Below are 12,023 nucleotides of genomic sequence, written 5' to 3' on the forward strand. Positions count from 1 at the left end.
AAAGACTCCACCAATGGGGCTTAGTTCCACTAAGCGAATTGGTAGAGTCTGCTTACGCAAGGTATTGAACCGCCGTGTACGGAACCGTACGCACGGTGGTGTGAGAGGTCGACTAGTCAAATAATGGCTAGTCTCCTACTCGATTTGAATGTGGTAATAGATGGGTGAATAATAGAGTGGGAGAAGGTGAAGGAATGACTGATTATTTAACCGAAATTTTGAACGGATTTACTTTAACTCAAGCAGAAGTCGAACAACTAAGCTCCGAAATCGATGTAAGAACATACAAACAAGGAACAATACTCCTTAGGCAAGGTGATGTATCAAAAGAATGTTACTTCGTGTTACAAGGCTGTTTAAGGCAGTTTGCGATTGATGAAGCCGGTGAAGAAAACACTTATAATTTCTCTACACGGAGAAACAGACAGCGATTAATTATAAAAGTTATACCTAGAGGATCCCTTCAGAGTATTCAATTGAATGTGTCGAAGATTCTGTATTGATCGTCGGTGATATTATTAATGAAGATGTGATGTTTCAAAAATAAATTAAATTAATTGTATTTACGCGAGGCTTCATGAAAGAAGACCTAGCAAACATTCAAGATAATAATGCCCGTTTCATTAGCGCCTCACCACAAGAACGTTACTTAAATTTATTAGATACTCGTCCTGATCTCATTGACCGCGTTCCCCAACATCAATTGGCTAGTTCACTTGGAATGAAACCAGAATCATTAAGCAGCATTAAGCGCTGGTTGAACCTTAAGAGCCATGCCTTTTTTGAAGATAAACTAAAGTGCCAAACCCAATTCGCCTAAAGCCATCGGGACCGCTAAAAAGCCTTATAATTGTGAAGCTAGAGCTGTCATGTCTGGTCCGAGTAAAGTTAAAGTATGCATGATAATATAGCTCACACCAGGCAGTAATAATAAATAACCAATTACTTTATGAATCGGTGTTGCTTTCAATACGACATAGGCTAGAACTAACAAAAGCAAGCCGATAATAATTAATCCAAAGCCCCAAATTAAGCTAAAAGCCCGTTCCCCGACAGCGATTGACAGCAGTAAAACGTCTAAATTCGCGTTTGATTGGATAACGATACTTTCTAAATTGACACTAATCTAAAGTAAATAACCGATCGGCATTGCTAAAGTAGCTGTATAAAGCAGTCGCAACCAAGCTACGAGTAGTGAGAAGTTTTCGTGACATTGCCGCATAGATAGTTCTCGTTTTTGTGTTGTTTGCATGTTATTTCTCCCTTTATTGTATAGATTAAGTTTACAAGTAAAGAAGACGTCGGGCATTGACTTAAGTTAAGCTGGAAAAAAGATTACTAGAAAAGAGGATTCTCTAAATCTAGTAATCTTTTAATTTTTTATTTGTTTTCGCGTTTCTCTTTGACAAATACTTCTAAACGTCGCATCGCTTCCTTAATATCATCGATACTTGCAGCATAGCTAAGGCGAACGTGACTTTCGCCTCCGATACCAAAGGCAGATCCCGGTACGAAAGCAACGGCAGCTGAATGAGCTAAGTCTAGACAAAAGTCCATACTATTTTGTTCCAAATCTTCTGGAATACGCGCGAACATATAGAATGCGCCACTTGGCTTAACGATTTTGAAACCTAAGCGTGTCATAAAATCATAAATATAATCACGGCGCATCACATATTTTTCTCGCATCGGTTGAGCGTCGTTCATGCCATTTTCCAACGCTGCACGAGCAGCTAATTGAGAAATCGTTGAGTTTGTGGTGACAAGATTTTGGTGCACTTTAACTAATTGGCTCATAATATTCGCTGGGGCAAAAAGGAGCCCTACACGCCAGCCTGTCATCGCATGAGATTTAGATACACCATTAATCACAATTGTTTGCTCACGAATGTATTTCGCAATCGATACGTGCTCTTCTTCGTAAACTAATTCGCTGTATATTTCATCACTAATGACAAATATTGGTCGATCACGCAGTACATTTGCGAAAGCTTTTGCATCTTCTTCCGTCCAGTTTACTCCCGTTGGATTGGTCGGATAATTTAAGATGATTGCTTTAACGGCATCACCATGCTCTTCTAAAGTATCTTTTAACATCTCTGGTGACATAACAAAATCATTGGCAGCTGTATCCACTTCAATTGGTTCACCACCGGCTAAGTAAATAATTGAAGAATATAAAGTAAAGTAAGGAGAGGGTACAATAATCTTATCTCCAGAATTACAAATCGATTGAAGTGCCGTCGATAGCGATTCAGTCGCCCCAACAGTTACAATGACTTCGTCTTCCCATTGATAATCTAAATCGTACTTTTCTTTAACGAAATTTGCGGCAGCTTGACGTAATCGGTTATCTCCAGGTGTCGATAAATAACCGGTTTGATTGTCTTGAATGGCTTTGATTCCAGCATCTTTAACATGTTCAGGCGTATTAAAATCTGGTTGGCCGAGCGTTAATTTGATGATACCCTCAACTTGGGACGCACTTTCATCGAAGGCCCGAATGGCATTGGGTTTAATTTTAGTTAAGTTAGTATTGAATAAATTATCTAAATTCATTTTAATGTATCCCTCATCTAAAGTTCATTTTTAGTTAGTCTATCACAATTTTAGTTGTTATTAAATGATTTTTTTATAGGATAGCGATATCATAAGGAATTTTATGCTATAATGGGAAGGAATATTTTAGAGACAATAAAAGGAGAATGTGAAATGATTTCTGCAGCAGATTTAAAAGCAGGTATGACATTTATTCAAGATGGAAAATTAATTCGAGTATTAAGCGCAAGTCACCATAAACCAGGTAAAGGGAATACAGTTATGCGTATGAAATTACGTGACGTTCGCTCTGGTGCGACTTATGATACAACTTTCCGTCCGGATGAAAAATTCGAACGTGCTTTCCTTGAAACAAAAGATGTTCAATTCTTATACAGCATGGACGAAATAGCTTACTTCATGGACTTAGAATCATATGAACAATATGAATTACCAGTAGATTCAATTGAAGATGAGTTATTATACTTATTAGAAAATATGGAAGTAAAAATCCAATTCTACGGTTCTGAAGTTATCGGGGTTGAAGTACCTCAAACTGTTACTTTAAAAGTAAAAGAAACTCAACCATCAATTAAAGGTGCAACAGTAACAGGATCTGGTAAACCAGCAACAATGGAAACTGGTTTAGTAGTCAACGTTCCTGACTTCATCGAAGTTGGAGAAGCGTTAATCATCAACACGTCTGAAGGAACTTACCAAAAACGTGCGTAAATAATAGTTAAGGCGGATCTTCGGATTCGTCTTTTTTTTGTAAAAATTAATACAGAATAAAAATATTTTCCAACACAATTTAGCGCCTAGCCATGACACCAGATGGTGTCACGCTGAGCGCTATACTTTTATTATCTTTAGTCTTCTTTTGAATCTGCTTGTGCTTTTTCAAATGCTGCAAGAATATCTGGATGATTACGTTTTAAAGAAAGTGGACGCTGAGTTTCGGCATCTAGGAAACAATGCGATGTTGATCCTGTCGTTGTTAAATCGCCCGTTTCTTTATTATATACTTTATATTCAACTGTCATTCTAACAGGTGTAAAGTGAGATATTCGCAATCGAATGATAGCCGTTGAGCCAAAAGCAAGCATTTGTTTATATTCAACTTGAGCAGAAAGTACTGGAATCATGATGCCTTCGTCTTCCATTTGCTTATAACTGTAGCCAATCTCAGATAACCAAACGAGACGGGCTTCTTCAAACCAACGCAAATAATTGGAATGATGCACAATGCGCATTGCATCTGTTTCATAAAACTGAATTAAATGTTCATATTCAAAAATCATTGTAAGTACCTCTCCTATATAAAATGTGGTATACATGCTATTATATATAAAAGAAAGTCATAATGTAATGGAGGGATTGGATGTCACTTGGACTTCGGACAATAAAGATTACACTGGCGGCCACCATCGCGATTTACATCGCTAAATTTATCGGCTTAGAGAACTCACTGGCGACAGGAATTATTACGATTTTAACTTTGCTAGATACACGTAAAGCGTCTCGTCAGATTTCCCTGACTTATTTAATCGCTACGGTACTTGCTTTTGCGATTGCGACCGTCATATTTTTAATATTTGGGTTTCAAGTCTGGGCATTTGGCCTGTATTTACTCATATTTATTCCAGTTGCTTACAGGATGAATCTTCAAGCTGCCATTGCACCGATTTCAGTTTTAGTCACGCATTTTGTCATCGCAGAAAGTGTGTCGTGGCAGTGGCAACTCAATGGTGTGCTAATTATGGTGATTGGCGCTGGTATGGCGATTTTATTTAATTTATGGATGCCAAATCAGAAACTAAAATTAAAAAAAGGAATTAAAGAAATTGAAGAAAACTTCCGCGTCGTATTGGAATTAATAAATCAAAGATTACTTGAAAATGATTTTGATATACCTTTAATTCGGGCTGAAGTAGAGCATGTCAATACGTCTATAGAAGATTTCAGACAACTGGCTTTGTCCGAATATGAGAATCAAATATTCACTAAAGACGATTACTTTATTCGCTACGCTCAAATGCGATCTAGACAAGCAGATATATTAAAACGGATGATTGATTCCCTGCAACACATTTCATTAAGAACTGAACAAAATACAACCTTAGCAAATATGTTTAAACTCACTTCAGATGAATTTGCGCAAACAAATAGTGGGAAAGGTTTATTAGAAAGTATAAGTGAATTATATAGCTATTACCGGAGCAGCGATTTACCCAAAAATCGAGAAGAATTTGAAACGCGCGCACTCTTATATCATATACTGATTGAATTCGAGCGCTTTTTAGAAATTAAACATAAATTTTACTTAGATAAACATATTCGCAAGTTTTAATCTAGAGGTTACGACCAACCCCTGCGTATAAAACAAGACGGCCCAACAATTGAAGTGTTGGGTCGTCTTTTGTTTTAAATAATTGTAATTTTGAGGCTGAAATGTCCTTGAGAAAATTTCAGAGACCCAATTCCCACTTTAATGTCCCTGAGAAAGTCTCAAGGACACATCCCCCTATGAATGTTCACGAATGAACGTTTCAATCTCTTGAAGCGATTCAAAAAAGAGGAACGTTTCTCGGACTTCAAGTTTAAGGAACTCTTCTTGCACCATGCGGTCAAACTGCTCCTTCAGAGCCTCATAATAGCCGTCGTCATTGTAAAAAACAGTTGGTTTATTAATGAGTCCAATGCGAGTTAAAGAGACGATTTCTGAAATTTCTTCTAAAGTCCCAACCCCACTAGGGAGGGCAATAAAGGCGTCTCTGAGCTCAATCATCCGAGTTTTTCCCTTGGGCATTGTTTGAACAATCTCCATATTCTGAACGTTGAGGTGCTTCGTTTCGATCTCTCGCAACACTTCTGGGATGATTCCTTGGACATCGCCGTTCTCTTCTAATACTGTGTCCGCAACAAATCCCATTAAACCATTCATACTTCCACCGTAAACGAGCGGATGACCTTGTTGTCCAACCCAAGTTCCTTATCTAGTAGCTGCTAAGCTAATATTCGGATTCTTACTAGGGTTCAAGCCGCAATAAACTGTAATGTTCATCCTCATCCTCATCCTCCTTTCTTATACATAAAATTCGTAACCTTATTATAACTAAAATATGAAGCAAGTTTAAAAGTGTCTATTGAGTGTTTTTTTATATTTAATTATTGTGATAAAGATTGAGAATTGGTAATATATTTGTATTAGGATTTTATGGGAGGCTTCGGATGGGAGAAGAGGTTGAAAAAACAAATATGAACGCAAAATTAACTCAATATTTTTTCACTAAAGATTCAGTCAAGGCCAATTTTTTATACTTAGTTTCTTTTATATTTATCATATTTGGTTTGTTAGTAGATCCATTAAATCAAGTATGGGATGGTTTCTTAGCTATTTTAACCTCACCGAGTAATCTGATTACGGATTACTTTGAAGTAGGGGGAATCGGTGCAACTTTTGTCAACGCTGGTTTACTGATGTTGATTAATGCGATGGCAATTAAGCGATTTTCTACAAAGATAACTGGCCCATTAGTAGCGGCTTTATTTACAGTTATGGGCTTCGCCTTTTTTGGTAAAAATTTATATAATTCAATTCCGATAACACTAGGAACACTGCTTTATAGTCAATATCGGAATATGCCGATAGGTAATTTTCTACTTACATCGTTATTTGCAACGACTTTAGCACCAGTTGTAAGTATTATTACCTTTGGACAAGGTTTGTCATATTGGGTTAGTGTTCCTTTAGGAGTTTTGGTTGGAGTCTTCATTGGTTTTACGATTCATCCAATGGGATCAAGTTTCTTACGTTTTCACCAAGGATATAATTTGTATAATATGGGCTTTACGGCTGGAGTTTTAGGTATGATTATCGCGAGTATTATGCGAGTATTTGACTTAACGACGACTTATGATCCGATTATACAAACTCATTCCATTATCGAAGTTGAAGCATTCTTCGTGGCCTTTTCACTCTTTTTACTTGTTATGGGTTTCATGTTAAATGGTAAGTCTTTCAAAGGATATGGGATATTTAAGAAAGATTCAGGGCGTTTAATCTCAGACTTCGTGACGGATTATGGAGTTGGCTTAACCTTTATTAATATGGGTGTCTTAGGTCTAGCCTCTTTAGCTTATGTTTGGGTTGTAGGTGGTACGCTTGAAGGAGCCGTGATAGGTGGCGTTTTAACGGTTATTGGTTTTGGTACGTTTGGTAAGCATATCTTTAACGTAACACCCGTTGTAATTGGGATATTCGCCATGCAAGTTATGATGGCAGTAGACGAACCTAGTTCAACAGCATCACTTCTTTCGGCCTTATTTGGAACAACTTTGGCTCCAATCGCAGGCCACTATGGATGGAAGGCCGGAATTCTGGTAGGATTATTACATGCAGGGTTAGTACCGAATACGGGTATAACTCATGCAGGTTTAAACTTGTATAACAATGGCTTTGCTGGAGGTTTCGTGGCAGCTACTGTTGTACCTGTCCTAGACGGAATTAGGGAAAGGAAAGAGATGCGTGAGAGAATATCGAAAGATTAAGTTGATTATGAATGAGTTATTGGATTACTTTTATAACAGTGGTATGACACAGGCAAACATTCACTTTGGACTCTTTGATCATCAAAGTGAAATAACAATCACAGGTCAGGTCGATTCAGAACCTTCCGACCTCGATTTTGTTATCGAAAAGTTCCGAGCAACTCAACAACCCGAAGTGGAAGATTATTACGAAGACCTATTAGGTTTAAGAGATGACGAATTCCATGTCGATGTTTTGTCAGCACTCATTGATGTTGTCGAATATGATTTTGAAGACAATATTATGATGCTAAAAGCGATACGCAAACATCACTAAAAGGAGCCCGAAGGCTTCTTTTTTTTACAAAAAAACACGAGTGAACCGTAGACCACTCGCATTGTGTATATTATTCAAAATAATAAACAATTAAATCATTCGTTTGATGCAATACTTTGTAATCAGTTAACTGATACTTCTCTAAGACTGATTGGATTAAGTCTTCTTGCTTAAGTTGCGTACTATTAGTATAAATCGTTAAAGGCTCACCTAGGTCATGCGCCTCCATCACAGGCATGTCACTAGCGTCTGTCGACTCCAGTATCATAGGATAGACCTCATCATGTAAGGCGAGTTGGGGTGAGTATTCTGCGATTTGCCAGCGTGAAGCACTAAAGACCATCGCCGAATTGGTGGGATTTTCAAGAATACTTTGTGTTAAAGCCCCTTGATCTGAATATTGAAAGTAAACTGTCTCACGCTTGAAACCAAGTAAGACGATTAAACTTAAACCAAGAATGGTCATGGCAGTACTCCAAGGCTTACTTAAAATCGCCCGCAGGGAAAAGTAAATCACTAACACAACCGCCACAGCGACGACTGAATAAATTGGGTAAATGTAGCGGGCGGTATGATAATGAGATAAATCTTGAACGAGAAAGATATATAAGCCCATAGGCAGAATAATCATTGCAATTTGTAAGAAAGTCACTCGATTAATTAAGGTCTTGCTTTGCACACAAAGTAGAATAATACAGCCAATTAACACACCGATAAAGATTGGTAGCGACACATCAGCAAGTAAATCCTCTTGCACAAAACTTAAATATAATTTCAAATTCTCTGTGAAATTCGCATTATTGGCATTATTTAATACTTCAACACCTCGATTCGAAGTGAAAATATGTGAAAAGACCGCTGGGAAAATACCCCAAGCAACCCCAATTGCGCCTACTTCTATAACGCCCAGTATAATTGCTTTTTTAAATTCCTTAATCATTAGAAGGCCAATACATGCGACCGCCACAATAAAGAAGGCATACAAATAGAAATAATAATGAGTCAAAGCGCCCAATAAAGTAGCGATAAATATAGGTATCAAAAGAATTATCGTATGTGATTTATTAGAACGGCTATACCGTAAAAGTAGATATAACAAACTAATGACGAAAAAGCCCATCAGATGATACATCCGAATAAATAACATCGAACTTAACCCACCTATACTCAACCCCCAGAACAAGCCAGCAAAGATACTTAAATAAAAATTCTTCGTTAAGTAATAGATTGAGAAAAATAATACAATCACTGTCGCTATATGCGCCCCTAAATTAAGCGTTAAGCCCACCATCGGTGAAAAGCCACCTTGCCAAAAAGAGGCAATCGTGTGGAATAATAAATAATATAGCGGTGGATGCACGTCATTGACTTGATTAGACATTACCGACCCATATTCGAACGCTGTTGCGTGGTTAGGCATCAAGTAGTTTTGATAATACGTACTTGGCGTCCATTCATTGATTGCAGTTGGAAAGGGATTGTAGTAACTGTTGCTGAGACCATAAGAGTATATTTCATCAATATGAAAGCCTTGTTTAGCAAAAGCAAAGTGAAGCATTACGTAGACTAAAAGACCTAAAGATACGAGGACAGTCCCCCAGCGGAATAAATAATGTGTTCGTTTAATAGGTTGACCCTCCTTTCAAGCGTGTTTTCAAATGCAGTCATTATAAAATATTTAAAAACCTTATGCAATAAAATATTTTATTCAACAAAAAAGCGTAGAACAAAGGAACTATCCCTTATATTCTACGCTCAGCGTTTATTCAGGAACTAATTCAACAATCACACCTAAACCAGAGGTATCATTAAAGCTCAGTGAATTATCCTCTAGAGTATAATCAGCTCCTAAAGAATCTAAGTTACTGATTACTTCATTAAAAAAAATCTTCGGATTGAGTTTCCCAAATCGTTGCACGAAGTCCTTGTTGGCCTTCTTCTGGTTGTGTAATCCCTTGATCTGCGAACCAATTATTATTTGCGACATGGTGGTGATAGCTTCCAGAAGCTTGGAAGAATGAGTCACCCTCAACATAACTTTGCGTATTTAAATTAAAGACATCACTGTAAAATTTACCCGCTGCATCATAGTCGTCAGATACTAAATGGAAGTGTCCAATTTTAGTACGTTCATCTAATTGAGTGAATTCCTCAGTAGCTGATTCCATTAACTCAACATAGTCAAGTGGCTCGTTTAACATGTCAACAGAGTTGCCACCTTCATCTTGAGGCCATTCTTCTACAGGGTAGTCCCAATATAATTCAATCCCGTTACCTTCAATATCAGCAGCATAAACCGCGTCACTCACACCGTGATAAGTAAAGCCTTCAATAGGCGATTGAGTTTCCATGAGATGGTTTAATGCACCTCCCAAATATTTGCGGTCATTGAATAGGAATGCTGTATGGTAAAGTCCAGTTGATTAGCTTTCCCCACGAGGGATATCTGTCGGGAATATCTCAAGTAACGTACGTTCATCCGAAGTTCCTAAACGGTAATACCCATCTGCTTCTTCTAGAATCGTCATCCCCATGTTATATTCATAAAATTCAGCTAAGTTAACAGAATCGATTGAGTTAAGTTGGTAACGAGCTGGATAAATAACAGCGTCAGAAGTGGCACCTTCTTGCGCCATGGCTGTGAGAGGGCTCCCGATAAGGGCAAGTAGGAATAGAGCGATAATTGTTTTCAGTGTGTTCTTTTTCAAAGTAGTCATCCTTTCGATTATATGTAAATTAATAAACACCTATAAAAGGCGTACAAGCCATAGCAAGTACACCTTTCAATGTTTTATTATTTTATGACTTTTAGGATAATACCTGTTCCGGCCGGATCTTTAAAGTAAAAAGTCTCGCCATCTTTAGTAAATTCATGTCCATTGTCAGTTAATTTTGCTTGAATCTCTTTTAAATCTTCCGCAGAACCTGACCAAACAGAGTTACGTAAACCTTGTGTTCCGTCTTGAGCAGCAGGGATATTACGACCATTCCAAAGGTTGGCACCTAAATGATGGTGGTAGTCTTGTGTAGCCATAAATAAAGCGGCTTCATTCATAATGAATTTAAGACCTAAGCCCATCACTTCATGATAGAAACTTAAAGTTGATTCAATATCATTTACGTGTAAATGAATATGCCCCATCGTTGTTCCATTTGGTATACCGGTGAAAGGCACCTCTTGTGATGAAAGTACGCCTTCAGCGTCCAATGCGATAACGATTCCACCAATTAGGCCATTATCTTTAATGTCCCATTCACTTCTATCTTTATCAGCGTATATTTCAATACCGTTTCCTTCTGGGTCAGGTAAGTATAATGCCTCACTGTACCCGTGATCTGATGCACCTTCAATATTGACTTGGTTTTCTAGTAAGTGACGTAACATCCCACCTAAGTCACCGCGTGTTGGTAATAATAAAGCAAAGTGATATAAACCAGTCGTTCTTTGTGATTTTTCAGTTGTCGCCGGGTAAATTGAGATAAGTACAGTTCCGTCTGGTGTTCCTAAGTGATAGATTTTCCCAGCGTCATCTTTACTTAGTAAAGTTAAGCCGATTTTTTCCTCATAAAAACCTGCTAATTCAGTTGGTTTTAACGCGTTTAATTCAATTCCAGTTGTTTGGATAGTTGTTGCTGATTGTGTAATTGCTTCGGTTGTCATATATGTATCTTCCTTTCAGTTGTTGCTTTTCTTTAATATCATTCAAACGTCAACTTGATGATATCATGATAAAAAGCAGACATCAATACGAATTCGAGATAAACAACACTTAAGAACACATTGACGATTAAGTCTATTTTTTAAGAGGGAAAACGAGCTATAGGGGATAATTTTCGACAATGAATCAATTATTTAATATAATGTATAGTAGAAACTATTAAATGTCTCGGAAGGAGAATATATATATGAATATCATGTGGATAATTATCGCCGTTATCGTGGTCATCGCGATTATCTGGGTACTTATTTATAATAATTTAATTAAACGTCGTAACTGGGTAGATGAATCATTTAGCCAAATCGATGTACAGCTACAACGTCGTAACGATTTAATTCCAAACTTAGTGAACACGGTAAAAGGTTATGCGAGTCACGAAAGAGAAACTTTAGAATCAGTCACTAAAGCAAGACAACAATTGATTAACTTGCCAAGTGATGCAGATCCAGCTGAAATTAATGCTAAGTCTAATGAATTATCAGGAGCTCTATCAAGACTATTAGTTGTCGCAGAGCAATATCCAGATTTAAAAGCGAATACGAACTTTACACAATTGCAATCAACCCTTGAGAAAACGGAGCAACAAATTGCGACGGCACGTCAACTGTACAACTCAACTGCAACCCAATATAACACAACTGTTGAAACAGTTCCGACGAATATTGTGGCAAATGTTCATGGCTTTAATCGACGAAGCTTACTAGAAACTCCAGAGGATGCACGCCAAGTACCAGAAGTTCAATTTTAATAATCATTATAAATGATGCGACTTACCTAATAAGGTAGGTCGTTTCTTTGTTATTAAATAATTTATACAAACATGCTAAGATGGATATACGAAGGTCAGTAGGCGTATCTCTAGCAATTGCTTGTTAAATATTATAGAATATTTTATGGAG

15 protein-coding genes and 1 pseudogene are annotated in these 12,023 nt (G+C 37.4%); 7 read left to right on the plus strand and 9 right to left on the minus strand.

Annotated features, from left to right (window positions below; genetic code table 11):
• Positions 1 to 194: 194 nt before the first annotated feature.
• Together ACEN33_RS03355 and ACEN33_RS03360 are read left to right on the plus strand one after the other, a co-directional pair.
• Positions 195 to 503: a Crp/Fnr family transcriptional regulator gene (locus ACEN33_RS03355; RefSeq protein ID WP_407094163.1), complete on the plus strand. Its 309-nt coding sequence runs from the start codon at positions 195 to 197 to the stop codon at positions 501 to 503.
• 74 nt (positions 504 to 577) lie between these two features.
• Complete coding sequence (locus ACEN33_RS03360) at positions 578 to 820, plus strand: hypothetical protein (RefSeq protein ID WP_407089095.1); 243 nt, start codon at positions 578 to 580, stop codon at positions 818 to 820.
• Positions 821 to 844: 24 nt separating this feature from the next.
• On the opposite strand, the gene ACEN33_RS03365 is transcribed toward ACEN33_RS03360, so the two are convergent.
• The 3 genes from ACEN33_RS03365 to ACEN33_RS03375 all read right to left on the minus strand — a co-directional run bounded on the left by ACEN33_RS03365 (position 845) and on the right by ACEN33_RS03375 (position 2,559).
• The gene (locus tag ACEN33_RS03365; RefSeq protein WP_407089151.1) at positions 845 to 1,126 is read right to left on the minus strand and encodes a DUF4386 family protein; all 282 of its coding nucleotides are present in this window, start codon (positions 1,124 to 1,126) and stop codon (positions 845 to 847) included.
• Positions 1,127 to 1,252 (minus strand): hypothetical protein, encoded by a 126-nt coding sequence (locus ACEN33_RS03370; protein WP_407089096.1) that lies wholly within the window; start codon positions 1,250 to 1,252, stop codon positions 1,127 to 1,129.
• Positions 1,253 to 1,380: 128 nt separating this feature from the next.
• Positions 1,381 to 2,559: an aminotransferase class I/II-fold pyridoxal phosphate-dependent enzyme gene (locus ACEN33_RS03375; RefSeq protein ID WP_407089097.1), complete on the minus strand. Its 1,179-nt coding sequence runs from the start codon at positions 2,557 to 2,559 to the stop codon at positions 1,381 to 1,383.
• Positions 2,560 to 2,712: 153 nt separating this feature from the next.
• On the opposite strand from ACEN33_RS03375, the gene efp reads away from it, so the two are divergent.
• A complete protein-coding gene (gene efp, locus ACEN33_RS03380) occupies positions 2,713 to 3,270 on the plus strand; it encodes an elongation factor P (RefSeq protein ID WP_407089098.1) in 558 nt (185 codons plus the stop codon).
• A 137-nt stretch (positions 3,271 to 3,407) separates the two neighbouring features.
• Here efp and ACEN33_RS03385 read toward each other — a convergent pair whose 3' ends face one another.
• Positions 3,408 to 3,839: an acyl-CoA thioesterase gene (locus tag ACEN33_RS03385; protein ID WP_407089099.1), complete on the minus strand. Its 432-nt coding sequence runs from the start codon at positions 3,837 to 3,839 to the stop codon at positions 3,408 to 3,410.
• An 80-nt stretch (positions 3,840 to 3,919) separates the two neighbouring features.
• On the opposite strand from ACEN33_RS03385, the gene ACEN33_RS03390 reads away from it, so the two are divergent.
• Positions 3,920 to 4,888, plus strand: a complete 969-nt coding sequence (locus ACEN33_RS03390; RefSeq protein ID WP_407094161.1) for an aromatic acid exporter family protein — start codon at positions 3,920 to 3,922, stop codon at positions 4,886 to 4,888.
• Between the two features lie 174 nt (positions 4,889 to 5,062).
• Here ACEN33_RS03390 and ACEN33_RS03395 read toward each other — a convergent pair.
• A pseudogene (locus tag ACEN33_RS03395) lies at positions 5,063 to 5,518 on the minus strand (TIGR00730 family Rossman fold protein); the annotation flags it as partial.
• A 251-nt stretch (positions 5,519 to 5,769) separates the two neighbouring features.
• Here ACEN33_RS03395 and ACEN33_RS03400 point away from each other — a divergent pair.
• Together ACEN33_RS03400 and ACEN33_RS03405 are read left to right on the plus strand one after the other, a co-directional pair.
• Positions 5,770 to 7,089, plus strand: a complete 1,320-nt coding sequence (locus ACEN33_RS03400) for a DUF1576 domain-containing protein (protein WP_407094160.1) — start codon at positions 5,770 to 5,772, stop codon at positions 7,087 to 7,089.
• Positions 7,067 to 7,405: a hypothetical protein gene (locus ACEN33_RS03405; protein WP_407094159.1), complete on the plus strand. Its 339-nt coding sequence runs from the start codon at positions 7,067 to 7,069 to the stop codon at positions 7,403 to 7,405. The genes ACEN33_RS03400 and ACEN33_RS03405 overlap by 23 nt, the downstream gene beginning before the upstream one ends.
• Positions 7,406 to 7,475: 70 nt before the next feature.
• On the opposite strand, the gene ACEN33_RS03410 is transcribed toward ACEN33_RS03405, so the two are convergent.
• The 4 genes from ACEN33_RS03410 to ACEN33_RS03425 form a co-directional block, all read right to left on the minus strand.
• Entirely contained in the window at positions 7,476 to 8,963 is a 1,488-nt protein-coding gene (locus ACEN33_RS03410; protein ID WP_407089103.1) for a hypothetical protein, read from the minus strand.
• 319 nt (positions 8,964 to 9,282) lie between these two features.
• On the minus strand, positions 9,283 to 9,756 hold the full coding sequence (locus tag ACEN33_RS03415) for a VOC family protein (protein ID WP_407094582.1): 474 nt from the start codon (positions 9,754 to 9,756) through the stop codon (positions 9,283 to 9,285).
• Between the two features lie 72 nt (positions 9,757 to 9,828).
• Positions 9,829 to 10,113, minus strand: a complete 285-nt coding sequence (locus ACEN33_RS03420) for a hypothetical protein (RefSeq protein ID WP_407094583.1) — start codon at positions 10,111 to 10,113, stop codon at positions 9,829 to 9,831.
• Positions 10,114 to 10,199: 86 nt separating this feature from the next.
• Positions 10,200 to 11,066 carry a VOC family protein gene (locus ACEN33_RS03425; RefSeq protein ID WP_407089105.1) on the minus strand — a complete coding sequence of 289 codons (867 nt, stop codon included), beginning with the start codon at positions 11,064 to 11,066 and terminating at the stop codon, positions 10,200 to 10,202.
• 245 nt (positions 11,067 to 11,311) lie between these two features.
• On the opposite strand from ACEN33_RS03425, the gene ACEN33_RS03430 reads away from it, so the two are divergent.
• The gene (locus tag ACEN33_RS03430) at positions 11,312 to 11,872 is read left to right on the plus strand and encodes a LemA family protein (RefSeq protein WP_407089106.1); all 561 of its coding nucleotides are present in this window, start codon (positions 11,312 to 11,314) and stop codon (positions 11,870 to 11,872) included.
• Positions 11,873 to 12,023: the final 151 nt, after the last annotated feature.

It is taken from the genome of Ruoffia sp. FAM 24228, assembly GCF_045528575.1.
GTDB lineage: Bacteria > Bacillota > Bacilli > Lactobacillales > Aerococcaceae > Ruoffia > Ruoffia halotolerans.